The sequence below is a fragment of the Micromonospora sp. KLBMP9576 genome (assembly GCF_050941805.1).
In the GTDB taxonomy this organism is placed as follows: domain Bacteria; phylum Actinomycetota; class Actinomycetes; order Mycobacteriales; family Micromonosporaceae; genus Micromonospora.
The window spans coordinates 1,050,039-1,076,380 of sequence record NZ_CP194567.1; the positions used below are offsets into that span (position 1 = coordinate 1,050,039).

At 73.5% G+C, this 26,342-nt stretch carries 22 protein-coding genes; 15 read left to right on the forward strand and 7 right to left on the reverse strand.

Features of this window, described 5'->3' with window-relative positions:
• Window positions 1–12: 12 nt before the first annotated feature.
• From ACQ452_RS04950 to ahcY, 11 genes are all read left to right on the forward strand, one after another.
• Entirely contained in the window at window positions 13–4,398 is a 4,386-nt protein-coding gene (locus ACQ452_RS04950; RefSeq protein WP_433390248.1) for a toxin glutamine deamidase domain-containing protein, read from the forward strand.
• Window positions 4,395–4,844, forward strand: coding sequence for a hypothetical protein (locus ACQ452_RS04955; protein WP_433390251.1), 450 nt, complete (start codon window positions 4,395–4,397; stop codon window positions 4,842–4,844). Before ACQ452_RS04950 ends, ACQ452_RS04955 begins: the two co-directional genes overlap by 4 nt.
• A 179-nt stretch (window positions 4,845–5,023) precedes the next feature.
• Window positions 5,024–5,170, forward strand: a complete 147-nt coding sequence (locus ACQ452_RS04960; RefSeq protein ID WP_433390253.1) for a hypothetical protein — start codon at window positions 5,024–5,026, stop codon at window positions 5,168–5,170.
• A gap of 53 nt (window positions 5,171–5,223) precedes the next feature.
• On the forward strand, window positions 5,224–5,958 hold the full coding sequence (locus tag ACQ452_RS04965; RefSeq protein ID WP_433393987.1) for an endonuclease V: 735 nt from the start codon (window positions 5,224–5,226) through the stop codon (window positions 5,956–5,958).
• Window positions 5,959–6,056: 98 nt separating this feature from the next.
• Complete coding sequence (locus tag ACQ452_RS04970; protein ID WP_433390256.1) at window positions 6,057–7,172, forward strand: hypothetical protein; 1,116 nt, start codon at window positions 6,057–6,059, stop codon at window positions 7,170–7,172.
• Window positions 7,173–7,261: 89 nt separating this feature from the next.
• Window positions 7,262–8,647 (forward strand): phosphomannomutase/phosphoglucomutase, encoded by a 1,386-nt coding sequence (locus ACQ452_RS04975; protein ID WP_433390258.1) that lies wholly within the window; start codon window positions 7,262–7,264, stop codon window positions 8,645–8,647.
• 62 nt (window positions 8,648–8,709) lie between these two features.
• Window positions 8,710–8,895, forward strand: a complete 186-nt coding sequence (locus ACQ452_RS04980; RefSeq protein WP_433390261.1) for a Trm112 family protein — start codon at window positions 8,710–8,712, stop codon at window positions 8,893–8,895.
• Complete coding sequence (locus ACQ452_RS04985) at window positions 8,892–10,088, forward strand: SIS domain-containing protein (protein WP_433390263.1); 1,197 nt, start codon at window positions 8,892–8,894, stop codon at window positions 10,086–10,088. Before ACQ452_RS04980 ends, ACQ452_RS04985 begins: the two co-directional genes overlap by 4 nt.
• A gap of 76 nt (window positions 10,089–10,164) precedes the next feature.
• Window positions 10,165–11,187: a cation diffusion facilitator family transporter gene (locus tag ACQ452_RS04990; protein WP_433390265.1), complete on the forward strand. Its 1,023-nt coding sequence runs from the start codon at window positions 10,165–10,167 to the stop codon at window positions 11,185–11,187.
• Between the two features lie 3 nt (window positions 11,188–11,190).
• Entirely contained in the window at window positions 11,191–12,354 is a 1,164-nt protein-coding gene (manA, locus tag ACQ452_RS04995) for a mannose-6-phosphate isomerase, class I (protein ID WP_433390268.1), read from the forward strand.
• A gap of 298 nt (window positions 12,355–12,652) precedes the next feature.
• On the forward strand, window positions 12,653–14,152 hold the full coding sequence (gene ahcY / locus ACQ452_RS05000; RefSeq protein ID WP_433390271.1) for an adenosylhomocysteinase: 1,500 nt from the start codon (window positions 12,653–12,655) through the stop codon (window positions 14,150–14,152).
• 192 nt (window positions 14,153–14,344) lie between these two features.
• On the opposite strand, the gene ACQ452_RS05005 is transcribed toward ahcY, so the two are convergent.
• On the reverse strand, window positions 14,345–14,503 hold the full coding sequence (locus tag ACQ452_RS05005) for a hypothetical protein (protein ID WP_433390274.1): 159 nt from the start codon (window positions 14,501–14,503) through the stop codon (window positions 14,345–14,347).
• Window positions 14,500–15,558 (reverse strand): RDD family protein, encoded by a 1,059-nt coding sequence (locus ACQ452_RS05010; RefSeq protein WP_433390277.1) that lies wholly within the window; start codon window positions 15,556–15,558, stop codon window positions 14,500–14,502. The genes ACQ452_RS05005 and ACQ452_RS05010 overlap by 4 nt, the downstream gene beginning before the upstream one ends.
• 39 nt (window positions 15,559–15,597) lie before the next feature.
• Here ACQ452_RS05010 and ACQ452_RS05015 point away from each other — a divergent pair, with 39 nt between their 5' ends.
• Complete coding sequence (locus ACQ452_RS05015) at window positions 15,598–16,554, forward strand: stage II sporulation protein M (protein ID WP_433390279.1); 957 nt, start codon at window positions 15,598–15,600, stop codon at window positions 16,552–16,554.
• Window positions 16,555–16,644: 90 nt separating this feature from the next.
• On the opposite strand, the gene ACQ452_RS05020 is transcribed toward ACQ452_RS05015, so the two are convergent.
• Genes ACQ452_RS05020 through ACQ452_RS05040 form a run of 5 tightly spaced genes read right to left on the reverse strand, consistent with a single transcriptional unit; the run spans window position 16,645 to window position 21,845 of the window.
• Window positions 16,645–17,955, reverse strand: a complete 1,311-nt coding sequence (locus ACQ452_RS05020; RefSeq protein WP_433390282.1) for a DUF58 domain-containing protein — start codon at window positions 17,953–17,955, stop codon at window positions 16,645–16,647.
• Window positions 17,952–18,944 (reverse strand): AAA family ATPase, encoded by a 993-nt coding sequence (locus ACQ452_RS05025; protein ID WP_433390283.1) that lies wholly within the window; start codon window positions 18,942–18,944, stop codon window positions 17,952–17,954. The genes ACQ452_RS05020 and ACQ452_RS05025 overlap by 4 nt, the downstream gene beginning before the upstream one ends.
• Window positions 18,941–20,440 (reverse strand): DUF4350 domain-containing protein, encoded by a 1,500-nt coding sequence (locus tag ACQ452_RS05030; RefSeq protein ID WP_433390286.1) that lies wholly within the window; start codon window positions 20,438–20,440, stop codon window positions 18,941–18,943. Before ACQ452_RS05030 ends, ACQ452_RS05025 begins: the two co-directional genes overlap by 4 nt.
• Window positions 20,437–21,006 (reverse strand): DUF4129 domain-containing protein, encoded by a 570-nt coding sequence (locus tag ACQ452_RS05035; RefSeq protein WP_433390289.1) that lies wholly within the window; start codon window positions 21,004–21,006, stop codon window positions 20,437–20,439. Before ACQ452_RS05035 ends, ACQ452_RS05030 begins: the two co-directional genes overlap by 4 nt.
• A complete protein-coding gene (locus tag ACQ452_RS05040; protein ID WP_433390292.1) occupies window positions 21,003–21,845 on the reverse strand; it encodes a hypothetical protein in 843 nt (280 codons plus the stop codon). Before ACQ452_RS05040 ends, ACQ452_RS05035 begins: the two co-directional genes overlap by 4 nt.
• A 196-nt stretch (window positions 21,846–22,041) precedes the next feature.
• Between ACQ452_RS05040 and mtrA the strand changes: the two genes are divergently transcribed.
• The 3 genes from mtrA to ACQ452_RS05055 are packed head-to-tail and all read left to right on the forward strand — an operon-like array spanning window position 22,042 to window position 26,315.
• Complete coding sequence (gene mtrA / locus ACQ452_RS05045; RefSeq protein WP_433390295.1) at window positions 22,042–22,731, forward strand: MtrAB system response regulator MtrA; 690 nt, start codon at window positions 22,042–22,044, stop codon at window positions 22,729–22,731.
• 12 nt (window positions 22,732–22,743) lie between these two features.
• Entirely contained in the window at window positions 22,744–24,522 is a 1,779-nt protein-coding gene (mtrB, locus tag ACQ452_RS05050) for an MtrAB system histidine kinase MtrB (protein ID WP_433390297.1), read from the forward strand.
• The gene (locus tag ACQ452_RS05055; RefSeq protein WP_433390300.1) at window positions 24,519–26,315 is read left to right on the forward strand and encodes an LpqB family beta-propeller domain-containing protein; all 1,797 of its coding nucleotides are present in this window, start codon (window positions 24,519–24,521) and stop codon (window positions 26,313–26,315) included. Before mtrB ends, ACQ452_RS05055 begins: the two co-directional genes overlap by 4 nt.
• Window positions 26,316–26,342 lie beyond the last annotated feature (27 nt).

A 26,342-nucleotide genomic window follows, 5' to 3' on the forward strand; every position in this document is an offset into this window, starting at 1 on the left:
GAGGAGCCCCGGATGAGTCTGTTGCCGAGTCCCATCCCGCATCCGCTCGACTACTCGCCCTGGCAGCTACCGGGCTGGGTTTACGAGGCTCTCGACTGGGTCGTCGGCGTGGAGTGGCCGGAGGGAAACGAACGCGCGGTCTGGGAACTCGCCGACCAGTGGTACGCGGTGGCCACCGCGCTCGGCGGGCCGCAGGCCGACGCCGTGGCCGCCGCCGGAGAGGTGCGCGCCGGGTACGGCGGCGTGGGTGCGGTGGCTGCCGCCTTCGACACCGCCTGGCGGCGCGTGGCGGAGGGCGACGAGGCGCCGCTGCCCGTGCTGTTCGCCGTCAGCACCGAGCTGGGGCGGCTGGTGGAGGAGTGCGGCTGCGACATCGAGGGGGCCAAGCTCGAGGTCTGGATCGAGCTGGGCATCCTGGTGGTCGAGTTGCTGTCGCTGGCCGTCGCGACCGTACTCACCGCCGGCGCGGCCTCGCCCGCCGCCGGGGCGGCGATCACGGCCACCAGGCTGATCGTGCAGCAGATCTTCAAACGGTTGATTGCGCAGTTGGCCCGCAAGTCGCTCAAGCAGGGGCTCAAGGAGGCCGGCGAGCGGGCGGCCAAGGAGGTCACCAAGGGCGGCGTGCGGGGGTTCAGCCGCCGGGCGGCGCTCAGCGGCGCCGCCGAGGCCGCGGAGGAGAGCGGCATCAACCTCGCCACCCAGGCCTACCAGAACTCGACCGGCCGCCGTCATGGCCTGGACGTGACGGAGTTGGGTGCCACGGCACTCGGTGGCATGGCCGGCGGGATGGTGGCGCCGCTGGCCGGTCTCGGCAGGCACGCCACCGGCCGGGGCGCCCGCATGGGAGAACATCTCGGCCGCGAGATGGCCGGCGAGGTGATGGCCGACCAGGCCGCGAGCCTGGCCACCGGCCAGGGGCTGACCTCCGTGGAGGATGCGGCCCGCGCGGCGGCCTCCGGTGTCCGTGGCTCCGCCACCGCCCAGGCCGACGCGGCCTTGCAGGCACGGCTCAACGGCCAGATGAGCGCGCTGGCCGGAATGCCGATGCCGGCTAGGGAGGCTGGCGGACTTTCGACACCTCCCGGAATGCCGACGCCGGAGGGGCCTCCGGCCGCTGCGCCCGGCGCGGAAACCGGGCCTTCCGCCGCTGCGTCCGGCGAGGGCTCGGCGTCGACAGTTGCTGTGTCCGGCACAGGAGCGGAGCCCTCGACCGCCGAGCCCGGGGAACCGGCAGGGACCCTAGACAAAGGCCAACGAGTGACGATCGGCACCGAGACGGTGTCGGTGGACCAGCCATCGCAGCAAACCCGCACAGATTCGACCGGCTCTGCAGAGACGCCCGCGCCCCGGGGCGCTGACGCGACCACACCGACGGACGCCGGGGTAGTAGCGAGCGGCACCAGCGTCGCCACGTCCCCGACTCCGGACTCGACACCCAGTCCGACTCTCTCGTCGGTCACGGCGACAGCGCCCGCCCTCACGGGTGTCTCGACCGGTCTGGACGCCCAGCCGATCGCGGCCGGAAACGTCCCGGGTGGCGCCGGTCCCGTCAACGTCGCGAGCCCCGCCGGCCCGTCGAATGCGCCAGCAGCAGCCTCGGCGGCCGGATTCGGCACCGGAGCGGTCAGCACGACGGCCGCGCCACCCCTCGCCTCGTTGCCCGAGCCGCGAACGGTGGCCTCCGTCCCCGTTCCGGGTCACACCCCGCCTGCTGTCAGTCCCGATCCCGCCGCCGCACGAGGCGTCACCGGCACGACACCACCGCAGCCGGCGCCGCCGACGCCGCCGTCCTCGTCTGACGCCCCGGAGACCGGGAGGAACCAACGAGCCCACGCGGACACCTCGGCGGTGGCCGGTGGGGATGATTCGGCAGAGCCCCGGTTCAGGACGCCTGAGTGGTACGCGGCCAAGTGGGCCCTCGATCGTGATGCCTTCGAGAGACGCCGTTACCGCGGCTACTACGAGGCGCAGCGGGCATGGTTCGAGGACAAGCGCCGCTCTGATGAGGCTGTGCGACTCAGGGTCCGTGCGGACGAGCACCACCAGACGGCTCGTGACTTCGCCGCCCATGCCCTCTACCTGCACCAGAGCGGTCAGCCGCGTCAGGCTGACCGGTGGCAGTGGGCGGCAAACGACGAGATGCGGGCGTACGGGCATTGCCTGGACTACGCGGAAGCCGTACTTGCCGGTGGTGTCGCGCCATCGGTGGTGTCCGTCGCCGATCCCGCCGACTTCCGCCGGATCAACGACGATGTCGGCGACCTCTCGTACGGGGCGGTGGAGACCTCCGACCGGTCTGCGCTGACGGGCGACGACTATCCGCCCCCGATCGACCGGTCACGCAACTACGGGCTGCCCGGCGGCCTGCGCCCGCCGTTGGCGCTGCACCAGACCGACATCGAACGGCAGGTGCCCCGCGCGCCCGACGGGAGCGTCCAGCGAAACGCCGATCCACGGGTCGGCGGCTGGTTCGGATTGGTCAACGACGGCGGACCGCAGGCCGACCCGACCCGCGGCATCAACTGCATCGACTGCACCCTGTCGCTGTTCGACACCTGGATGCACGGGCGACCCCGGGTGGCCGCTCCGCGCACCTTCGACGCCTACCTGGCCGGCGACGTCACGCGTCCTGTCAACGGTGAGTTGAACGGCACGGGGCGGGTGGAGGACGTCACCGGGGGCCGCTTCCAGCGGCTCTGCCAGCCGACCGAGGACGTGCAGGGCGCCGAGCGGCGGTGGGCCATCGACACCGGATACCGCAACCTGCACCACCAACTGCGGCTCGGGGGGCACGGCAGTCTCGCCTTCGTCGTCAACACGTGGGAACAGGGCGGTTCCCACATCTGGGTCGCCCTCAACCAGAACGGCACGATCCTCTACGTAGACCCGCAGACGGGGGCCGTCTCGGACGCACCCCTGTACCGGCACGGGGGCACCCCGCACCCGTACAACGCCGTGGACACCGAGGTCCTGGTGCTCGATCCGGCAGGTAGGCCGATGCCACTGGGCGGGTTGCCGCGCGGGAACTTCAGCGCGCGACCAGACCTGCCGCAGTACCCGCCCGTCGAGACCGACCAGGGGCACGGCGACGAACCGCACCTCAACCGCCTGCACCTGCTCGACGGCCCGGGGCCGGCTCCAACTGGCGGACCGACGTCGGTAGGGTCCTCGCCACCGCCCGGCGCGGCGGGGCCGACTTCCGAACAGAGCGATACCCCCGCCGGGGACCTGCGGGCGGAGCGAGAACGCGCGCAGACTGAGCGGGCGGCGAACGGCATCCCCGTCGGCGCGATCCTGTCCGCCGAGCCTGACCTGGAACGGGTGTTCGCGGCCGGAGTGACCCCCGTCGAGGCGGCGGCCGGGCTCGATCCGCCGACACTCCGGCGACTCGTGCCGCAGCTCGAGGAGTCGGCCGCTGGCGACGTGGCGCGACTGTTCGCGGATCCACGCGTACAGCGGATGCTGAACGAGACGTGGCGGACGCCGCCCAAGGGCGAGCCGATGCTCGCTGAGACCCTCGTCCGGCAGTTGTCGCAGCAACCGGACCTGGCGCGGATGATCATCGCTACGTCCGAGTTGGCCGACTCGCTGACCGCGCGGCCCGTGACGCTGCACCATCTCGCCAGCGAGCAGCAGGCCATCGATGTCCTCGGCTCCGTCCTCGACGACATCGAAAGGCGTGGTCCAGCGGCGGCTGTCGTGGAGGTCTCGCCACCTGAGGGGTCTCTGAACAGCACACTGAGGGCGATCAGTGAATCGGTCAGCGTCAGAAGTGATAAGGTTTATCAGCCGGGTTTCGATTATTCCCGGAAGGATGACCAAGATTATCGGATGGCCTATCTTGATAATCTGCATCTGGAAGCATCGGTGGCGCAGTTGGAGTTAAACGAACTGGCGGGTCGGCTAGCAGATGGTCGCGGCACGGCGAGTTGGCGTAAGGAGCCCAAAGGCTATCAGCGGGTGCTCGACAAGATAAGCGAATACGAAAATGATGTGTCTTCGCTAAAGGACCTCGCCGGGGCTCGAATACAATTCGATCGTCTCGACGACCTGTATGGGTGTCTGGCGGCAATTGGTCATAATCCTGGCGTTGAAGTTCTCGCAAAGAAAGACCGCTTCCTCAGGCCGCAGTTGAGCGGCTACCGGGACGTGCTATTGAGTCTGCGAATGTCGAACGGTCATGTCGCGGAACTTCGCCTGCAGCTCATTGCCTTGGACGAGGTCGCGGAGTGGGAGCATGCGCTCTACGAGGTACGGAGGGATCTTGAGGCCATGGCGGAATCGCAAGGACGCTCCTTGACGCCAAGGGAGTTGGCGATCAGGGACGGCCTCGTCGTCAGAGGGCAAGAGGCGTTTCGGGTGGCCTTGGAGGGCTGTGCGGTGGGGGTGGATCGGTGACTTCTCGGGCTCCGGGGGCGCTTCCGGCATTCTTCAACTACTACGAGACGCCGGTCAAGCTTGTGGCCGACGAGGCGGGAAATATTGCTGGATGGCGCCTTTCGAAGGAAACTGGCGGCTGGAGGAGGGCTGACGATGTCGTCCGGAAGATTCTCTTTGTCGGCGGGGACGAAATCGAGGAATTGACCCGCGAAGAGTTCATTGGGCACACCGAGCAAGACCGGGCGCGGTACCTGCGGGGCACCGGGCCCATCTTCGCCCTGTACGAAACGGTTGACGCGATCGTGGAGCAGGCGGACAGGGAGCGGCGGCAGCTCACCCCGACCGAGGGGGCGTTGGTCGACGGGATCCGCAGAAAGACCTTCGTCCTCTTCGAGACGCAACTTCAGGAGGCGGGGGATCCTGCCGCCGATCCTTCGTTAGGGATTGAGGAAAGCGACACCTGATGCCTACCTGGCGGTGGGAGAATTCCTGCAGGCGGTCAGCCGCCGGGCTGGGGCGCGCTCCCGCCCGGCCTGCGACCAGGAGCCGCTCCGCGCGCACCCCAATACGATGGGGAGATGGCTGACTCGGACGTTCATGGGAAGCCGTCCGGCTCCGACAGTGGACGGTCCCGTGCCGGGGGTTGGCCCGTGACTACAACGGGCCGGCCGGCGACGCGTGGAATGCCCAGCAGGGGGCCGGCCCGGAGACCGTCGGGCGGCAGGGCATCGAGGAGCGGGCCGCTGCCCGACAGGACGTCGACGGTCTGCACATCGGCAGGTCGTCGTGACTTCTGAACGGAAGATCCCGCAAGCCGGGCTGTCCGACGGACCGCGTACCCCGATGGACGTGCCGGGCGACGTGGCGGAGGCGCTGGCTGTCCAGGAGCGGTTGCGGCCGCTGGCCGACCTGGTCGGGCCGGGGCCGGCCGGGCCGGCGACGGTGGCGGGGCTGGACGTGGCGTACGCCGAGAGTGGTGACCGGCTGGCGGCGGCCGTGACCGTGCTCGACGCCCGGACCCTCGCGGTGGTCGACTCCGCGGTGAGCGTGGGTCGGCCGGCGTTCCCGTACGTCCCGGGGCTGTTCGCGTTCCGCGAGTTGCCCGCGCTGCTCGACGCGCTCGATCGGCTGACCGTACGCCCGGAGTTGCTGGTCTGTGACGGGCACGGGCTGGCTCACCCGCGCCGGTTCGGGCTCGCCTGTCATCTGGGCGTGCTGACTGGCCTGCCGGCGATCGGGGTGGGTAAGACGCCGCTGCTCGGGCAGTGGGTGCCGCCGGTCTACCGGCGGGGGGCGTGGACGCCGTTGCGCGACGGGGACGAGATCGTGGGTCGGGTGCTGCGTACCCGGGACGGCGTGAAGCCGGTCTTCGTCAGCGTCGGCCACCGGATGGGTCTCGACAACGCGACCGCCCGGGTGTTGGCGTTGACGCCGCGCTACCGGCTGCCGGAGACGACCCGTACGGCCGATCGGCTCTGCCGGGAAGCCCTGGCCGCCGCCGGGCCGGCCGCCCGGAACGACCGGGAAGGCGCCGGTTGCGCCGTCGACCAGGTGCGCCCGGGCTGGCCACGGGGGTAATCCGGCACACATCCGGAGCGTTCAATGACCGGGGCCTGTCGGGCAGCGGTAGTAGCCTGACCGGCGTACCCCCGTCGGGGGAGGACAGCGAGGTGATCATGGCGGTACGTCGGCACGCGGCGCGGCTGGCGACGGTCTGCGCGTTGCTGGGCGGCCTGGTGGCGTTCGGCGCGACGCCGGCGTTCGCCGACGGCGACTCGGTGAGGGTGCGTTCGGCCGGCAGCTTCACCGCCGGTGGCTCCGCCGAGGGTGTCTCGATCGTGGTGCGCAAGCGCAGCGACGGCTGTGTGCTGCTGCGTACGGCGTTGGGGCTGCGCCTGGGCGGCCTGCGCGCCGATCAGGTCGACGTGCGGGTGGGCATCGGCGGGACCTGGTTCCCCGTGTCGGTCACCGGGGGCCAGGGCAGCGCCACCACCTCGGCCACCTCGCCGCTGAACCCGAGGCTCTGCGAGGGCAAGAGCGTCACCGTGCGCTACCGGGTGGCGTTCGAGGCGGGGGCACCGAACGGCAGGGTGACCATCAGCGGCGCGGCCAGCAGTGCCCGGGGCAAGGCCCTGGGCCGGGACGCCGCGGCGGCGCGGGTGGTGGGCGGTCGGGCCACGGCCTCGCCGACACCGAAGCCCTCGAAGGAGCCGTCGCCCACCCCCGTCGCGGTCGCCGCGGAGGTGCGGGCTGCGGGTGCGGCGCCGGGTCTGGTCCCCGTCGGCGGCCAGGGGGCCGCCGGCAACGCCGCCGCCGAGCAGGAGTCCTCCGGCGGTTCGACGATCATGTTCTTCGGCATCGGCATGGTGGTCGTCGGGATCCTGCTCATCATCCTGCTGTTCCGTCGCTCACGGGCCGACAAGGAGCCGAAGGCCGCCGATCCGGCCCACGTCCCGCTGCCCCGCAACCCTGGGGGCACCACCTACCGCTCCGGGCAGGGTCCGGCCATCCCCGGCCCCGGCCCGGCGTTCGGGCAGCAGCCTCCCACTCCCGGCGTTTACGGCAGCCCGTCCACCCCGCGTCCCACCGGCAGCCCGTCCACCCCGCGTCCCACCGGCAGCGTGTACGGCAGCCGCCCGGGCGCGGCCCCGGAGGCCGGCCGGGCGGTGCCCGACGCGACCGCCTTCCCGCCCGTGTCGTCCCCGCCGGCCCCGCCGGTGCCGGGGCAGCACGCGCCGCCCGGCCCCGACGGGCCCGGTGGCCCGCCCCCGGCGGCGACCACGCCGCGCTGATGCCCCGGCTGCCCGGCTGAGCCGGGCCACGCCGCGTCCCTCCGATACGCTCAGGCCGTTGACGACCTGCGGCGCGAGGAGCGAGACCGGTGTCTGATCTGTCCCAGATCGTGAAGGCCTACGACGTCCGTGGGACGGTGCCGGACCAGTGGGACGAGCGCGCGGCCGAGGCCCTCGGTGCCGCCTTCGCGCAGGTGCTGCGCGGCTACGGCGAGGATGACGGCGCCGTGCTCGTCGCGCACGACATGCGCGCCACCGGCCCGGGGCTGGCCGCCGCCTTCGCCGCCGGTGTCCGCGCGGAGGGGCGCGCGGTGATCGAGCTGGGGCTCGCCTCGACCGACATGCTCTACTACGCCTCCGGCTCGTTGGCGATGCCCGGCGCGATGTTCACCGCCAGCCACAACCCGGCGCAGTACAACGGCATCAAGATGTGCCGCTCCGGCGCCCGCCCCATCGGGCAGGACAGCGGGCTGGCCGAGATCCGCGAGCGGGCCCAGGCCCTGCTGGACAAGGGCGAGGCCCTCGCGGCGGGTGAGCCGGCCGCGCCCGCCGAGCGCCGTGACCTGCTGGTCGACTACGCGGCGTACCTGCGGCGGTTGGTGGACCTCTCCGGCATCCGCCCGCTGAAGGTGGTCGTCGACGCGGGCAACGGCATGGGCGGTCACACCGTCCCGACCGTGCTCGGCGACGCCGCCCTGCCGGCGCTGCCGCTGGAGATCGTGCCGCTCTACTTCGAACTCGACGGCACCTTCCCCAACCACGAGGCCAACCCGCTGGACCCGGCGAACCTCGTCGACCTGCAGCGGGCGGTGCTGGAGCACGGTGCCGACATCGGGCTGGCGTTCGACGGCGACGCCGACCGTTGCTTCGTGATCGACGAGCGCGGCGAGCCCGTCTCGCCGTCGGCGATCACCGCCCTGGTGGCGGCCCGTGAGCTGGCCAAGCACCCCGGCTCGATCGTGATCCACAACCTGATCACGTCCAACGCCGTACCGGAGATCATCCGCGAGCGGGGTGGCGAACCGGTCGTCGCGCGCGTCGGGCACTCGTTCATCAAGGCGGAGATGGCCCGGACGAACGCGATCTTCGGCGGCGAGCACTCCGCCCACTACTACTTCCGCGACTTCTGGTTCGCCGACACGGGAATGCTCGCCGCCATGCACACCCTGGCCGCCCTGGGCGAGCAGTCGCTGCCGCTGTCCGTGCTGGCCGGGGAGTACGAGCGGTACGCCGCCTCCGGCGAGATCAACTCGACGGTGGCCGACCAGGCCGCCAAGGTGGCGGAGGTGCGGGCCGCGTACCCGCAGGCGGACACCGACGAGCTGGACGGGCTCACCCTGCGCTTCCCGGACGGCGCGTGGTTCAATCTGCGCGCCTCCAACACGGAGCCGTTGCTGCGGCTCAACGTGGAGGCCCCGACGCGGGAGCGGATGGCGGCCCTCCGCGACGAGGTGCTCGACCGGGTTCGCCGATAGGATCGCCTGCGCCGGTCGGCACCGCCGATCGGTGAGACCGCATACGTGGAAGGAGCCGCACCGTGGCCCTGGACCCGCAGTTGCTGGAAATCCTCGCCTGCCCGGACACGCATCACGCCCCGCTCGACTACGACGCGCAGGCGCAGACGCTGACCTGCACCGAGTGCGGGCGGGTCTTCGAGGTCCGCGACGACGTGCCGGTACTGCTGCTGGACGAGGCGCGCGGCGGCCCTTCGGAGCAGTCATGATCGACGGCACGGCCGGGGTCAGCGGCCGCCGCGAGGCCGACGAGGCCCTCCTCGACGACCCGGCCGCGCTCGGCGAGCAGGACCCGGGCGGCATGCTGCGGCACACCGCCTCCGCCGGGGCGCAGGTCCGCGAGACGGCCGCCCTGGCCGCCGAGGCCAACCTCCAGGTGCTCGCCGACGAGGGCCGCCCCCGGGCGGTCGTCATCGCCGGCATCGGCACCGCCGGGCGTACGGGGGACGTGCTGGCCACGGTCGCCGGGCCGCGCTGCCCGGTGCCGGTCATCGCGCACCGCAGCTCCGGGGTGCCCGGTTGGGTGGGCTCCGCCGACGTGGTCATCGCCGTCAGCGCCTCCGGTCGTAGCCCCGAGGCGCTGGGCGCCGCCGAGGCCGCGCACCGGCGCGGTGCCCGGCTGGTTGCCGTCGGCGCACCCGACTCGCAGTTGCAGTCCGTGGCCGAGCGGGCCCGGGCGCCGTTCATCCCGGTGCCCCGGCGTGCCCCGGCCCGGGCCAGCCTCTGGGCGCTCACCGTGCCGGTTCTGCTCGCCGCCCGTACGCTCGGCCTCGTGAAGGTCAACGAGGCGGACCTGGCGGAGACCGCGGCCCGGCTGGACGCGGACGCCGACCGCTGTCGCGCCACGGCCGAGTCCTTCGTCAACCCGGCGAAGTCGCTGGCGCTGGGCCTGGCCGGCTCGGTGCCGATCGTCTGGGGTTCGTCGCCGCTGGCCACCGTCGCGGCCCGCCGGTTCGGCGACACCCTGTCCGCCAACGCCCGCTACCCGGTGGTCAGCGGGGCGCTCGGTGAGGCGGGACGCGGGCGGGTCGGTCTGCTCGACGGGGTCTTCGGTGGGCTGGCCGAGGGGCAGCGGGACATCTTCGCCGACACCGACGACGAGGCGCCCACGGGCACCCGGTTGCGGCTGGTGCTGCTGCGCGACGGCGGGCTCAACCCGGAGGACGACTCCGACGAGCCGCTGGACGTGGAGGAGCGCCGCGCGGACGCCGTGCAGACCCTCGCCGAGCGGCGGGGCGTGCGCTGCGACGTGGTGACCGCCGAGGGCGGCTCCGCGCTGGAGCGGCTCGCCTCGCTGATCGCCGTGCCGGACTTCGCCTCGATCTACCTCGCGCTCGCCCACGGACTGGACCCGATGGCCGTGCCGGCCATCACCGAGATGAAGGAGCTGGCAAACCAGTGAACGAGAGCAGGGAACGGGTTGTACGGCGCGTTGCGTCGCTGCCCTGTGGTGCCGTACGACGCGACGGAGCGGCGGCGTGAGCGCCAACGGCGGTACGAAGGCGATCGTCGCCGCCCTGCTGGCCAACGCGGGCATCGCCGTCACCAAGTTCATCGCGTTCCTGCTGACCGCCTCGTCGTCGATGCTGGCCGAGTCGATCCACTCGGTCGCCGACTCCGGCAACCAGGCGCTGCTGCTGCTCGGCGGGCGGCGGGCCAAGCGGGCGGCCACCCCGCAGCACCCCTTCGGCTACGGCCGGGAGCGCTACATCTACGCGTTCATCGTGTCCATCGTGCTGTTCAGCGTCGGTGGCCTGTTCGCTCTCTACGAGGCGTACCACAAGTGGTCGCACAAGGAGGGCATCACCTCGTGGCACTGGGTGCCGGTCGTCGTGCTGGTCGCGGCGATCGTCATGGAGACGTTCTCCTTCCGTACCGCCATCAAGGAGTCCAACCTCGTCCGGGGCAAGCAGTCCTGGGTGAAGTTCGTCCGCCGGGCCAAGGCGCCCGAGCTGCCGGTGGTGCTGCTGGAGGACCTGGGCGCGCTCGTCGGTCTGGTGTTCGCGCTCTTCGGGGTCGGCATGACCCTGATCACCGGCAACGGCCGGTGGGACGCCCTCGGCACCGCGATGATCGGCGTGCTGCTGGTGGCCATCGCGATCATCCTCGCCATCGAGACGAAGAGCCTGCTGCTGGGTGAGGGCGCCGAGTCGCACGAGGTCGCCGCGATCGAGAAGGCGGTCGCCGACGGCCCCGAGTTCGAGCGGATCATCCACATGAAGACGCTCTACCTCGGTCCCGAGGAGCTGATGGTGGCCGCGAAGGTCGGCGTGCCGGCCTGCGAGAGCGCCGAGGACCTGGCCCGGGGCATCAACGCCGTCGAGGCCCGGATCCGGGCGGCCGTGCCGACCGCGCGGGTGATCTACCTTGAGCCGGACATCTACAGCGTCAGCGCCGAGCGGGCGGGCACCGGGGCGGCGTCGTCCACGGCCGAGCCGGCGTCGTCCGTCGCCGGGGCGGGAGCCGCGCCGCGTGAGGGCGTCGGGCGGCCCGGGAGCTGACCTGTGGAACTGCTGCACGGACTGATCCGCGACTACGCGTGGGGGTCCCGCTCGGCCATCGCCGAGTTGCAGGGGCGACCGGCGCCGAGCGACGGCCCGGAGGCCGAACTGTGGCTGGGCGCCCACCCGGGCGGCCCGGCCGCGGTCGACCGCGAGGGTGACCGGCTGAGCCTGACCGAACTGCTGCTCGCCGAGCCGGACCACTGGCTCGGCGAGCGGCTCGTCGGCCGGTTCGGCATCCGGCTGCCGTTCCTGCTCAAGGTGCTCGCGGCGGAAGCCCCGCTCAGTCTCCAGGCGCACCCGGACGCCGAGCAGGCCCGTGCCGGGCACGCCGCCGACGCCGCCCGCCCCGAGGGGCAGCGCAACTACGTCGACCCGTACCACAAGCCGGAACTGCTGGTCGCGCTCTCGCCGATGGAGGCGCTCTGCGGGTTCCGGGACCCGGTCGCCTCGGCGACGGCGTTGGCCGGGTTCGGCGTACCCGCGCTGGCGCCGGTGCTGGCGGCGTTGCGTACCGGCCCGCAGGGGCTCCGCGAGGCCGTACGACTGCTGCTGACCTGGCCCGCCGACGGGCGCGACGCGCTGGTGGCGGCCGTGGCGTCGGGTCCGGCGGCGGGTCCCGACGGGCAGCTTGCCCGGGACCTGGCCGCCGCCTACCCGGGCGACCCGGGGGTGCTGGTGGCGATGCTGCTCAACCGGGTGCGGTTGCTGCCCGGGGAGGCGATCTGGATGCCGGCCGGCAACCTGCACGCCTACCTGCGCGGCACCGGCGTGGAGATCATGGCGGCCAGCGACAACGTGCTGCGCGGCGGGCTGACGCCCAAGCGGGTGGACGTCGAGGAGTTGCTGCGGGTGCTGCGCTTCGAGGTGTTGCGCGACCCGGTGGTGCCGCCGCTGGAGGTCGCCCCGGGCGTGGTCACCTGGCCGGTGCCGGTGGAGGACTTCGCGCTGCACCGGGTGACGGTGGGCGCGGCGCGGCCGGAGGTGACGCTCGTGGTGCCCGGGCCCCGGGTGGTGCTCTGTTGCGGCGGGCAGGTCTCGGTCGACGACGGGGCGGGTGCGGTGACGCTGGAGTCGGGGCGCGCCGCCGTCGGCAGCGCCGTCGGCGGGCCGCTGCGCCTGGTCGGTACGGGCGAGGCGTACGTCGCGAGCTGCGGCCTGAGCTGACCGGCGCGGGGCGGCACAAGTCCGACTTTCCCGGATTAGCTTGACTCAGCGCTAGCGCAGTGTGACGCTATTGGTACGTAGCGTTATCGCGACGACGGTCCGAGAACGCGCGGGGGAAACCAAACCGGGGGGATGCGCGGGGCGGGCGGCCGATGGACGGGAAACCGTTCACCACCGACCGCCCCGTGCGCTGTCCGTTGATGTGTCCGCGCACCCGCTCCACCGGCCGGTCCGCGCCACGGTGGCACGCGAGCGTAAGGTGGATTGTCGCGCAGCACATCGTCCGACAGGAGACTTCATGACCAGCACCCTCCCGGCGTCCGCCGGCGGCACCCCGTCCGAGGCCCGGCCTGGCACCCTCGCCGAGGGCGACTACAAGGTGGCGGATCTGTCGCTCGCCGAGTTCGGGCGCAAGGAGATCCAGCTCGCCGAGCACGAGATGCCCGGCCTGATGGCGATCCGTCGTGAGTTCGCCGAGGCCCAGCCGCTCGCCGGCGCCCGGATCACCGGGTCGCTGCACATGACCATCCAGACGGCCGTCCTGATCGAGACCCTCGTCGCGCTCGGCGCGCAGGTCCGCTGGGCGTCCTGCAACATCTTCTCCACCCAGGACCACGCCGCCGCCGCGATGGTGGTCGGCCCCGACGGCACGCCCGAGGCCCCGGCCGGCGTCCCGGTCTACGCCTGGAAGGGCGAGAGCCTCCAGGAATACTGGTGGTGCACCGAGCAGGCCCTGACCTGGCCCGGCGGGTCCGGCCCGAACATGATCCTCGACGACGGCGGTGACGCCACCCTGCTCGTACACAGGGGCGTCGAGTTCGAGAAGGCCGGGGTCGTCCCGCCGGTCGAGTCCGCCGAATCCGAGGAGTACGCGGTCATCCTCGGCCTGCTGCACCGCACGCTCGCCGAGGACGGCCAGCGCTGGACCCGGGTCGCCGCCGACATCAGGGGCGTCACCGAGGAGACCACCACCGGCGTGCACCGGCTCTACGAGATGCACCGCAACGGCACCCTGCTCTTCCCCGCCATCAACGTCAACGACTCGGTGACGAAGAGCAAGTTCGACAACAAGTACGGCTGCCGGCACTCCCTGATCGACGGCATCAACCGCGCCACCGACGTGCTGATCGGCGGCAAGATGGCGGTCGTGCTCGGCTACGGCGACGTCGGCAAGGGCTGCGCCGAGTCGCTGCGCGGCCAGGGCGCCCGGGTCGTGGTGACCGAGGTCGACCCGATCTGCGCGCTCCAGGCGGCGATGGACGGCTACCAGGTCGCGACCCTGGACGACGTGGTCGGGCAGGCGGACATCTTCGTCACCGCCACCGGCTGCTTCGACGTCATCACCAACGAGCACATGGCCCGGATGAAACACCAGGCCATCGTCGGCAACATCGGCCACTTCGACAACGAGATCGACATGGCCGGCCTGGCGAAGCGCTCCGACGTCGAGCGGGTCAACATCAAGCCGCAGGTCGACCTCTGGAAGTTCGCCGACGGGCACGCGATCATCGTGCTGTCGGAGGGCCGCCTGCTCAACCTGGGCAACGCCACCGGCCACCCGAGCTTCGTGATGTCGAACTCGTTCGCCAACCAGACGATCGCCCAGATCGAGCTGTTCACCAAGACCGAGGAATACCCGATCGGCGTCTACGTGCTACCCAAGCACCTCGACGAGAAGGTCGCCCGGCTGCACCTGGGAGCGCTCGGCGCCAAGCTGAGCAAGCTCACCAAGGAGCAGGCCGACTACCTCGGCATCTCCGTGGAGGGCCCGTTCAAGCCGGAGCACTACCGGTACTGACCCCCGCCCGCACCGACCGGGCCGGCCGCTCCTTTCGAGCGGCCGGCCCGGTCGGCGTCGCGGGGCGGATCGTCGGGCGACGGCGGGCACGGCGGCCTTGGTCGCCGTGCGGTCGATCCGGGTGGGGGACGGCGGCCGTGGTCGCCGTGCGGTCGATCCGGGTGGGGGACGGCGGCCGTGGTCGCGGTGCGGTCAGTCCCGGTAGGGGCGGCGGCGGGCGGGGCGGATCCAGCTCCACACGCACCAGGCGAGCCAGGCCACGGAGACCAGGGCCGCCAGCGCCCGCAGCCGCAGCGCGTCGAGCAGCAGCACCACGGCGAGGACGGCCAGCCAGGGCACGAACGCCCTCACGGCCGCCGACCTTCGAGCGCCATCGGCGGCCGGGATGCCTCGTCCACCACCGCGAGCGTCGCGCTGCCGTGCGCCTGAGCCGACGTGTCACCCGTCGGCACCGACGTGCGAATCGCCGGGATAACGGCCGTCGGCCCGGGTGGGACGGGCGGGACCGGTGGGATCGCGGCCGGGGCCGGTGGGATCGCGGGTGGGACCGGCAGCTCGGGCCAGAGCGTCGCGGCGGCCGTCCGGCCGAGCCACAGGCGGTGCCTCGCCCGCCGGTGTCGCTCACCGACGACCGCGGCCAGGTAGACCGAGTCGGGCATGCCCGGCGGCGGGGGCGGCGCGATCGCCGCGGAGATCTCGGTCCACAGGCCGTGCCCCAGCCGCCCGCGCGCGGGCTCCACCAGCTGGTGCACCCGGCCGAGGTACTGCCGGGCGGCCAACGCCAGGGCGTCGTCCAGCCGGCTCAGGTCCAGCGTGCTGGCCCAACCGGCCAGCGCGGGCACCGAGGTGGGGACCGGCCGCCACCCGCTCGCCGTCCGGGTGTGCACCACCATCGTGCCCGCCACGAGGTCGCCCAGTCGGCGTCCACGCCGATCGGTCGCCATCACCGTCACCCCGGCCACCCAGCTCAACAGCGGCAGTACGAGGCCGGGCCACTCCACCGCGACGCCGACCAGCGCCCGGATCAGCGACTGCCGGGCCGCGACCGGAGCGCCGTCGGCACTGACGACCCGCAACCCGACGACCACCTTGCCCAGCGTGCGACCGTGGTTGAACCGCTCGCACAGCACCGGGTAGCCGACCAGCACCAGGATCAGGCCCACCGTCGTGAGCCCGCCCGTCAGGGCGCCGTCGACCATCGTCTCCGGCATGCCGAGCAGCGCGAGACCGACGCTGATGGAGAGCGCCACCATGAGTGTCACCTGGGCCAGGACGTCGAACAGCAGCGCGAGGACCCGGGAACCGATCCGGGCGGCGCGGACGTCCAGTTCCACGGCCTCCCCGCTGACCAGACCGGCGTCACCCCACGGGGCGGGTCGGTCCGGCGGTCGTGGTTGTGCGCTCACCCCGACAGTGAACACTATGATCCCCGGACGGGGGTGACGGTGGATCTCGACGCGTACGTCGCGGAACACGGCGGTAAGTGGCGACGGCTGGAGGAGCTCTCCCGTCGCGGCCGGCTGGACGCCGCCGAGGTCGACGAGCTGGTCGCCCTCTACCAGCGGACCACCACCCACCTGTCGGTGCTGCGTAGCCGCGCGCCCGACCCGGCGCTGATCAGCCAACTCTCCCAGTTGGTGCTGCACGCCCGGGCCCGGCTCACCGGCCGCCCGCGCGCGTCGTGGGCGGCCGTCGGGCGGTTCTTCGTGGCGGGCTTCCCGGCCGCCGTCTACCGCGCCTGGCCCTGGTGGTGCGGCGTGGCGACCGGGTTCAGCGTGCTCAGCCTCTTTCTGATCTGGTTCGTCGCGCACAATCCGCAGACGGCGGCTGCCTTCATCGGCGACGAGGCGGCCGGCGAACTGGTCGACTCCGGTTTCGCGGGCTACTACACCGAGTTCGCCGCGCCGACGTTCGCCTTCCACCTGTGGACGCACAACGCCTGGGTCGCCGCCCAGTGCCTCGCCGCCGGGGTGCTGATCGTGCCGGTGTTCTACCTGCTCTGGCAGAACGCGCTCAACGTCGGCGTGGTCGGCGGGGTGATGGTCGCGTACGGTCGGGCGGACGTCTTCTTCGGCCTGATCACCCCGCACGGGCTGTTGGAGCTTACCGGCGTGTTCGTGGCCGCCGGGGTGGGCCTGCGCGTGGGGTGGGCCTGGATCGCGCCCCCCACGCAGCTCACCCGGGGCCAGGCGGTGGCCCGGGCGGGACGCGACGGTGTCCTGGTCGCGCTCGGGCTGGTGGTGCTCTTCGCGGTCTCCGCCGTCATCGAGGCGTTCGTGACCCCCGCACCCGTGCCGATTCCGCTCCGCATAGCCGTGGGCGCCACCGCCTGGCTCGCCTTCCTGGCCTACGTGCTCGTCCTGGGCCGCCGTGCAACCCGCTCCGACCCTCGTCGATCATGAAGTTGTTGCCATGACACGCCGGGCGGGCGGGCAACAACTTCATGATCAACGGGGCTGGCGGGTGCGGGTGGGGGTGGGGGTGGGGTGGGGTTAGAGGTGGCCGAGGGCCTTTAGGCGTAGGTAGGTGTCGGCCAGGGCGGGGGCCAGGCGGCCCGGTGGGGCGTCGACCACTGTCACCGCCTGGCGGGCCAGGACTGCGCGGACCCGGTCGCGCTCGGCGATCGTCCGCCAGGCCGCCGCCGCCGCGTAGGCGTCCCGCGGGTGCTGGGCGACGGTGGTCGTGAGGGCGGTCAGCACCGGATCGTGGCTGGCCGCGATCACCACCCGGTGCCGGGCGGTCAGCCGGGGGAGCACCGGCAGCAGTCCTTCGCCGAGGGCGCCGGCCTCCAACGCGGTGAAGAGCACCACCAGGCTGCGCTGGCGTTGCCGGCGCAGCAGTTCGCCGACGAGCAGGTCGAAGTCCGTCTCCACGAGGGTGGGCTCAAGCGGCGCGAGGGCGTGCACCACCCGGGACAGCAGGGTCGGCCCGGCGGTGCCGGTGACCGAGGCCCGGACGGCCGTGTCGGCGGCGAGCAGGTCGACCCGGTCACCGGCGCGGGTGGCGAGGGCGGTGAGCAGCAGTGCGGCGTCGATCGCGGTGTCCAGCCGGGATTCGTCGCCGACCCGCACCGCCGACGTGCGGCCGGTGTCCAGCACGCAGATCAGCCGCCGGTCCCGCTCCGGCCGCCACGTACGCACCAGCACGTCGGCCCGGCGTGCGCTGGCCCGCCAGTCGATCGAGCGCACGTCGTCGCCGACCACGTACTCGCGGAGGGTGTCGAACTCGGTGCCCTGGCCCCGCCCCCGGCTGACCTGGGTGCCGTCGATGACCCGCAACCGGGACAGCTTCTCCGGCAGGTGCCGGCGGGAGTCGAAGCGGGGCAGCACGCGCATGGTCCACCCTGGGGTGGCCGGCCGGCCGGCGCGCTGCCGGAACCCGAGACCCAACGGCCCGAACGAGCGTACGGTCAGCGCCACCGCCGGCCGGTCGCCCCGCCGCAGTGGGGTGAGCCGGCTGGGCAGCGCCACGGTTTCGCCCGGCTCGACGCGTACCGGCCGGGACGGGGGCACGTCGGGGCGGGCACCGGCGGAGGGCACCCAGGCGTCGCGGACCCGGGCGCGCAGCGTACGACCGGAGGGGTTGTGCAGCAGCAGCGTGACGGTCGCGGTGCCCCCGAGCCGGACCGTGCGGTCCCCCCGCCGGGCGGCGGTGAGCGCGCCCGGCGGCGCGGCCAGCGCCCGGTCGAGCAGCACCAGCAGCAGCACCGCCCCGGTCATCACCAGCAGGCCGGCGAACGGCGACGGCCACGCCGGCAGGGTCAGCGCGCCGACCGCCAGCAGGAGCGCCGCCCGCCAGGTCATCGCGGCGTCGGCACGGTGGCGAGCACCGTGTCCAGCACCGCTTCGACGCCGACGCCCTCCAGTTCCACCTCGGGGCGCAGCCGCAGCCGGTGCCGCAGCGTCGGCCGGGCGACGGCCTTCACGTCGTCCGGTACGACGTGGTCGCGACCGGCCAGCCAGGCCCACGCCTTGGCCGTGTTGAGCAGCGCGGTGGCGCCCCGGGGCGAGGCGCCCAGCTCCAACGCCGGGGTGTTGCGGGTGGCCCGGCAGAGGTCCACGATGTAGCCGAAGAGCGGCTCGGCCACGTGCACCCGGCCGACCGCCGCCCGGGCCGCCGCCAGGTCGGCCGCGCTGGCCACCGGCCGTACGCCCGCGGCGACCAGGTCGCGCGGGTCGAAGCCGGCGTGGTGCGCGCGCAGCACGCCCAGTTCCTCGTCCCGGTTGGGCAGCGGCACGGTGAGCTTGAGCAGGAACCGGTCGAGCTGGGCCTCCGGCAGCGGGTAGGTGCCCTCGTACTCGATGGGGTTCTGGGTGGCCGCGACGATGAACGGGTCGGGCAGCGGACGCCGCTCGCCCTCCACGGAGATCTGCCGCTCCTCCATCACCTCCAGCAGCGCCGACTGGGTCTTCGGCGGAGTCCGGTTGATCTCGTCGGCGAGCAGCAGGTTGGTGAAGACCGGGCCTTCGCGGAAGGTGAAGGCGGCGGTGTGCGGGTCGAAGATCAGCGATCCGGTGACGTCGCCCGGCATCAGGTCCGGGGTGAACTGCACCCGCTTGGATCCCAGGTCGAGGGCGGCCGCCACGGTGCGGACCAGCAGGGTCTTGGCCACCCCCGGCACGCCCTCCAGCAGCACGTGCCCGCGACAGAGCAGGGCGATCACCAGGCCGGTGACGATCGCGTCCTGCCCGACGACCGCCTTGGCGACCTCGGCGCGCAGCCGGTGCAGCGCGGCGCGCGGGTCGACGGGATCGATGGTCGGCGGCTCGGCGGTGCCGGCGGGTCGGGTCACCGGGGGTCTCCTTCGGCTTGGTACGGGTGCGGCCCGCCGGCGGGCGGCGGCGCGTCGGTGTGCTGCGGTGCGGTGGGCGGTGGTGCGCCAGCGGGCGGTGGCTCGTCGGTGGGGTGCGGGGCGACCGTGCGGGTCAGCCGGTCCAGCGCGCGGGCCAGGTCCAGCAGGTCCCGGTCGGTCTCCGGCGCGGGGCCGTGCAGCACCTCGTCGGCCCACCCGGGATCGTCGCCGGTGCGGGCGGCCACGGCGGCGGCCACGTCGGCCGTCGGCGCGCTCGGCGGCAGGTGCAGCCGGGGCGTCAGGCGGTTCAGGGCGGCGGCCCGCAGCGTCTGCGCCGCCGCGTCCCGGGCGCCGGCCCTCTCGTAGAGCCGGGCCCGGCCGAGCACCGTCTCGGCCGAGCGGACCGTGACCGGCAGCGGTTCCGGCGCCGGCGGGCCGAGCCGGCGGGCCCGCCAGAGGGCGGCCAGCAGGGCGGCCACCGCGAGCTGGGCCAGTAGCGCCCACAGCCAGCCGGGGAAGGCCGACCAGAGCGGATTCGGTGGGTCGGACCCGCGGTCGCGTTCGCCCTGGCTGTCGCCGCCGGGACTGCCGCCCGGTCCGGCGGGGCGCCCGTCGGTGCCGTCGCCGGGCCCCCCGTCGTCGTCACCGTCGCTGCCGTCACCGTCGCCGGGACCGGTGGAGCCGCCCGGCCAGGTCGGGCGGGCCGGGCCGCCGCTGCCACCGGACTCCGGCGGGGGTTCGGGGCCCACCAGGTCGAGCCAGACCACCGGGCCGGACCCGCCGAGCAGCGCCGTGGCGAACGCCCGGTTGTCCCACTCGTCGATCCGGTCGTTGCGGAACGGGTCGCTGGCCCCGACCACCACCACGCTCTCGGGGACCCGGAGCAGCCGGACGAGCCCGCCGTCGAAACAGACCTGCACGGAAGCCGTGTCACCCGGGGCGACCGCGTAGCGTTGCAGCCCGACCGCCGCCCGCCCGAGCTGACGCAGCTCGGGCACCGGGCAGGGCAGGCCCTGCGCGTCGGGCCCGACCGCCTGCGCGGCCCACCGGCGGCCGGCCGGCTCCACGCGCAGCGGGACGGCCTCCAGCACCGGCCGGGGCGGGTCCACCAGCACCAGCCGGGAGGTCGAGGGCAGCGAACGCAACGCGCCGGCCGTGGCCGGGTGCAGCAGCGCCGGCGCGGGCACGAAGAGGGTGACCGCCTCGGCGCGGGCGGTCCGCAGCGCGCGCCGCGCGTCCGTCTCCCGCCGTACGGTGACGCCCCGCTCGCGCAACGCGTCGGCCAGCCGGCTGCCGCCGTCGTCACCGGTCGCCACCGGCGAGAGGAACCCTTCGTCGTCGGGGTCGGGCTGGTCGAGAGCGTGGGTGACCAGGGTGGTGGTCAGCAGCAGCGCGGCCACGCCCAGCGGGATCAGCAGCCGGTGGCGGCGACGGCGTCGCCGGGGGCCGGGGTCCGCCCCGCGAGCCGGGTGGACGGCGGTGGCCTCTGCGCTCATGGGCGTGGCCCGTCCTCGGGTCGGTCGGTCAGCACCCGGTCCAGGTCGGCGGCGTGCTCGCGCATCCGGCGGTCGTGCTCCACGGCGGCGGGGCGCTGGCCGTACCAGAGCTCGGAGAAGATCTCGCCGGCTGCCTCCAGCGGGGCGCCGACCTGCGGTCGGGCGTCCGTGGCGGCCCGTACCAGCTCGGCGACCGTCATGCCGGGCTCGGGCCGTACGACCCTCCGGGCGGTCAGCTCCCGGACCATCGCGCGCAGCCGCTCCCGGACAGCCTCGGCGTACCGGCCCTCGGCGGCGAACCGGTCCGCGAGGGAGACGTACGCGGCGGCCGGCAGCTCCGGCTCCGGGGCGCGGGGGGCGGGTACGCGCGGCGGCGTGCGCTCGCGCGCCGGGCCGCCGCGGCGTCGGGGCAACCGGGGCAGCCGCCGGGGAACCCAGGCCGGGAAGGTGTACCAGCCGGCGGCGACGAGCACCGCGCCGAGCACCAGCAGCAGCGCGAGCAGGGGCAGCGGCACCAGGTCGCCGAGCGCCGCCGTCGTCTCGGTCCACCACCGGCTGAAGGTCATCGGGCGGCCGCCAGCAGGGTGCTCTCCGGCGTGCCCGGCCGCGCCCGGGAGAGCCGGATGTCCAGTCCCTCGGTGCGTATCCGGGTCTCCAGGTGCAGCACCGCGTCCAGGCAGGCCAGGGCCGGATAGGCGACGCTGTTCACGCCCGCCCACACGGCCAGCGACAACCAGCCGGCCCAGGCGGCGTGGACCAGGTCCAGCGAGTCGAGGCCGAAATAGACGCCGATGCCGATGCCGAGGCGGACGACCCACCAGACCAGGTAGCCGAGGAGCCGGATCCCACCGGCCCTGCCGACGCCACGCAGCGCCACGGCGGCGGCACGCAGCGGGGCGCGCATCGGGTGCACCCGGTCGACGACCAGTGCCGGCGCCACGGCGCCGAGCAGCACGAAGCCGAGGAACCACACCGCCCCGAGCAGCGCGAACCCGCACATCGTCACGCCGACCAGGACGGCGAGCAGGGCGGTGGCGCCCCAGCGGGCACCGGCCGGGCGGAGCACCTCCCGGGGGCCGGCCGTGCGGCCGAACAGCGCCGCCCCCGCGGCCCGGGCGGCCGGATTGCCGAGCAGCAGGATGATCATCGCCTCGGTCGCCGCGCCCACGGCCAGCAGCAGCCAGTACGCCCCGAACCGCCCGAACTCCGGCAGCCAGGCGGGTGGCCCCGCCGAGGCGGCGAGGCGCAGCGGGTAGAGCAGGAGTTGTTCGCCCACGGCCAGCACGAGGGCGACCGGCACCAGCACCCGGGCCTGGCCGCGGAGCAGCAGGACCGCGGAGTCCAGCAGCTCGCCGACCGTCAGGGGGCGGCGCGGGAGCACGGCGATCGGGCCGGCGTCGGGCACGCGTACTCCTGGGGCGGGCGGCGGTGGCGCGGGACGGCGCGCGCGGGGATCATGGTGACACGCCCGCTCCGGTCGGGTGGACCCGCACGTGGGGGGCGACGCCGGGCACCGGTTGCTGGGCGGCGACGTCCCACGGCAGTACCGTGCCGGGTGACGCGGTTCCCACCGAACTGAAGGGGATGGGAACATTAACTCCATGAGAGCCCGGGTACTGGTTGTCGACGACGACCCTGCGCTCGCCGAGATGCTCGGCATCGTCCTGCGCAGCGAGGGGTTCCTACCCTCCTTCGTCGCGGACGGGGAGCGGGCGCTGGCGGCGTTCCGTGAGAACCGTCCCGACATAGTCCTGCTCGACCTCATGCTTCCCGGCATGAGCGGCATCGACGTGGCGCGGTCGATCCGGACCGAGTCGGGCGTGCCGATCGTCATGCTGACCGCCAAGAGCGACACCGTCGACGTGGTCCTTGGCCTGGAGTCCGGGGCCGACGACTACGTGGTCAAGCCGTTCAAGCCCAAGGAGCTGGTCGCCCGGATGCGGGCGCGGCTGCGCCGCGGCGAGGACGTCGCGCCCGAGATGTTGACCATCGGGCCGCCCGGCAACCAGATCACCATCGACGTGCCGGCGCACACCGTCAGCCGCGACGGCGAGGAGGTGAAGCTGACGCCGCTGGAGTTCGACCTGCTGGTCGCCCTCGCCCGCAAGCCGCGGCAGGTGTTCACCCGCGAGGTGCTGCTGGAACAGGTCTGGGGCTACCGGCACGCGGCGGACACCCGGCTGGTCAACGTGCACGTGCAGCGGCTGCGGGCCAAGATCGAGCCGGATCCGGAGCGGCCGGAAATCATCCTCACCGTGCGGGGCGTGGGCTACAAGGCGGGCACCGGATAGCCTGGGCACACTGTGGCCACCTCCCCGACACCGGATCCCGCGCCGGCAGCTCCGCACCGGGGCGTCGCCGTGCGGGAGCTGTGGCGTGGCGCGAGCGGCCGGGCCGCGCGCCTGTTCGCCGGGGCGCGTCAGACCTGGCGGCGGTCCCTCCAGCTCCGGGTGGTGACCATCACGCTGGTCGCGTCCAGCCTGTTGGTGGGCGGCTTCGCCTACCTGATCGCCGACAAGATCACCGGCATCCTGGTGGACAACGCCGAGACCGACGTGCGGGTGCGGCTGGACAGCGGCGTGGCATACGCGACGAAGCAGTTCGCCCTCTACAACCAGCCGCAGGCGACGCAGCTCCAGGAGACCATCGACGGCACGGTCAACTATCTGGCCGGCGGCGACCCGCAGCAGATCACCGGCGTGATCGTGGCGCTCACGGCCGACAACCACACCGGGGACATCCAGCCCCGGTCCTCGCCCGCGGTCAACGTCCGGCCGCTGATCAGCGGGGAGCTGCGCGACACGGTTGCCGGGGGCCGGGTCGCGAGCCAGATCCGCACCGGGCGGCTCGGCGAGGAACGCACCAAGTACCTCGTCTACGGCTCACCCGTGCCCACCGGCTTCGGCCAGGTGGAGCTCTATTATCTCGTGCCGCTGACCCGGCAGGACGCCACGGCCGCCGACGCCCGGGCCACCGTGGCGGCCACCGGGGCCGCCCTGGTGCTGCTGCTCGCCCTGCTCGCCGGCCTGGTCACCCGGCTGGTGGTGACCCCGGTGCGGGTGGCCGCCCGCACCGCCCAACGGCTCTCCGCCGGGCTGCTCGACCAGCGGATGGTGGTCGACGGCGAGGATGATCTCGCCCTGCTCGCCGCGTCGTTCAACCAGATGGCGACCAACCTGCAGCGGCAGATCCTGCGGTTGGAGGAGATGTCCCGGCTGCAACGCCGCTTCACCTCCGACGTCTCCCACGAGCTGCGCACCCCGCTGACCACGGTCCGGATGGCCGCCGACCTGATCTTCGCCGAACGCGACGAGTTCGAGCCGGCGGTGGCGCGCAGCGCGGAGCTGCTCCAGGCCGAGCTGGACCGCTTCGAGGAACTGCTGACCGACCTGCTGGAGATCAGCCGCTTCGACGCCGGCTTCGCCATGCTGGACTCCGAGCCGACCGACCTGGTGCCGGTCGTGCACCGGGTGGCCGACCGGCTGGCCGGCCTGGCCGAGCGCGTCGGGGTGGCCATCGAGCTGGACGTCCCCGGCTCCCCGGTGATCGCCGAGGTGGATCCCCGGCGGGTCGAGCGGGTGCTGCGCAACCTGGTCGGCAACGCCGTCGAGCACGGCGAGGCCAAGCCGGTGCTGATCACCCTCGGGGCGGACGACACGGCGGTGGCGATCACCGTGCGCGACCACGGGGTGGGCCTCAAACCGGGCGAGGAGAGACTGGTGTTCAACCGCTTCTGGCGGGCCGACCCGTCGCGGGCCCGGCAGACCGGCGGCACCGGGCTCGGGCTGTCGATCAGCCTGGAGGACGCCCGGCTGCACGGCGGTTGGCTGGAGGCGTGGGGCGCCCCCGGGCAGGGCGCCCAGTTCCGGCTCACCCTGCCGTCACGGTCCGGCGACCGGCTGACCACCTCGCCGCTGCGGCTGGTGCCGGCGGACGCGGCGCTGCCCTTCGGCGGCCCCCGGGCCGGCGGGCTGCTCGCGATCGGCCCCGGCAGCGGGGGCGCGCTCGCGATCGGCCCGGGAGCCGACGGCGCGGTGGCGGTGGGACCGCGCGCCGGAGGGCACCCGGAGGTGACCTCGTGAGGCGTCGGCTCATCTCCGGCCTGCTCGGCGGCGCGCTGCTGCTGGCCGGCGCGGCCGGTTGCGGCATCCCGGAGAACACCGAGGTCCGGGTGGAGGGGCCGGGGCCGGCGGCGGAGGGCGGCTCGACCAGCGGCAGCCGGGGCGAGCCGCCGAGCCGGACGGCGGGCGACGCCGACGCCGAGCAGTTCGTCAGGAACTTCCTCTCCGCCGCGGCCGGCGAGCCGGACCGGGCCTACCACCGGGTCCGGCAGTTCATCGCGCCGGGCGACCGCGACCGCCTCCAGGTGAAGCAGGGCAGCGAGGTCACGCTGGCCGTCGTCCGGCTCACCGAGGACCCGGTGATCGTGGACGCCCCCGACCGGACGGTGGTCACGCTCAACGTGCAGCAGGTCGGGCAGTTGCGCACCGACGGCACGCTGGCCCCGCCGGAGACGAGCACGACGACGTACACCTTCGAGCTGAGCAGCCAGCCCGGGCAGGAGGGCCGCCGGGACGACGGGCTGTACGTGGTCAGCCCGCCGACGGCGCTGCTGCTCAGCGTCGAGGCGCTGGAGACGTACTACCAGAGCCGGACGATCTACTTCTGGAACAACGACCGGACCAGGCTCGTCCCCGACCAGCGCTACCTGCCCCTCGCCGTGCCGGACGAGCGGCGCGTCAGCGAGGTGGTCAAGTGGCTGACCGCCGGTCCCTCGGCCTGGCTGCGCCCCGGGGTCAGCCTGCTGCCGGACAGCACCCGGCTGATCAACAACGCCACCCGGACGGACGGCCGCTGGGAGGTCGACCTGGAGATGCCGGAGGACAGGGCCCGGCTGGAGCAGTTCGGCACCCAGCTCGCCTGGTCGCTGTCGGATCTCGACGGCCCTCTCGACATCAAGATCCGCAACCAGTCCCAGGAGTTCATCCCCGACCTCAACCGGCGCCGCCAGGACAGCCCGGTGCACCAGATCCCGGAGAACTTCCAGCGGTTCTGCGTCTACGAGGGCAGCGTCCACCCGCTGGCCTACGCTGGCGAGCCGAGCGGCCCGGCACCCGTCGACGCCAAGATGAACCGCAACGTCGTGTCCGCCGGCATCAGTCGCGCCGACCAGCAGATCCTGGCGGCGCTGGTGGTCACCGACGCCGGCCGCCAGCGGCTGTCGGTCGGCACCGGCACCGATCCGGTGAGCGTGTTCACCCGCAGCGCCAAGAGCTACGCCGCCGTCGGCCGGCCCGTCTGGCTGCGCTCGACGTACCGGGGGCAGCCGGCCGGGCTGGTGGTCGCCGACGGGGGCCTGTACCGCTTCGACGCCCAGGCGCAGCTCTCCCCGGTGTCGCTGGGTGTGCCGGGCGCGGTGACCGCGGTGGCGGCCTCCCTGGACGGCCACCGGATCGCCGTCATCGCCGGGGCCGCGCTCTACGTAGCGGCGCTCAGCCCCGACGGCGCGGGGGTCACCCTCGGCCCGGCCCGGCGGCTGCACACCCGGCTGACCAGCCTGTCGGCCGTCGACTGGTACGGCGAGAACACGCTGATCCTCGCGGGCGTTGCCGGCCGGCCGGCGGTCTACGAGGTCAGCGTGGACGGCGCCCGGGAGAGCCGGCTGGAAGACAAGATCGGCGCCCGGGTGACCCACCTCGTGGCGTACCCGGCGAACGCGGTGGGGCACCTCGGCGCCGCGATGTACGAGGCGAACGGGGTGGCGTACCGCAGCGGCCCGTTCGAGCGGATCCAGCCCGAACGGGTGCAGGAGGTCAACCCGCCGCCGGCCGGGGGCGGCGCCGGCAACCCGACCGCACCGTTCTTCCTCTACTGATTCCCGTGCGCGACCTCGGCGGGCTCT

Coding starts and splice junctions, on each gene's coding strand:
- ACQ452_RS04970 (WP_433390256.1), top strand. CDS start 6,057: ATGGCGGTACGTCGGCACGCGGCGCGGCTGGCGACGGTCTGCGCGTTG.
- ACQ452_RS04965 (WP_433393987.1), top strand. CDS start 5,224: ATGGACGTGCCGGGCGACGTGGCGGAGGCGCTGGCTGTCCAGGAGCGG.
- mtrA (WP_433390295.1), top strand. CDS start 22,042: ATGAGAGCCCGGGTACTGGTTGTCGACGACGACCCTGCGCTCGCCGAG.
- ACQ452_RS05030 (WP_433390286.1), bottom strand. CDS start 20,440: ATGAGCGCAGAGGCCACCGCCGTCCACCCGGCTCGCGGGGCGGACCCC.
- ACQ452_RS04950 (WP_433390248.1), top strand. CDS start 13: ATGAGTCTGTTGCCGAGTCCCATCCCGCATCCGCTCGACTACTCGCCC.
- ACQ452_RS05020 (WP_433390282.1), bottom strand. CDS start 17,955: ATGACCTGGCGGGCGGCGCTCCTGCTGGCGGTCGGCGCGCTGACCCTG.
- ACQ452_RS05035 (WP_433390289.1), bottom strand. CDS start 21,006: ATGACCTTCAGCCGGTGGTGGACCGAGACGACGGCGGCGCTCGGCGAC.
- ACQ452_RS04985 (WP_433390263.1), top strand. CDS start 8,892: ATGATCGACGGCACGGCCGGGGTCAGCGGCCGCCGCGAGGCCGACGAG.
- ahcY (WP_433390271.1), top strand. CDS start 12,653: ATGACCAGCACCCTCCCGGCGTCCGCCGGCGGCACCCCGTCCGAGGCC.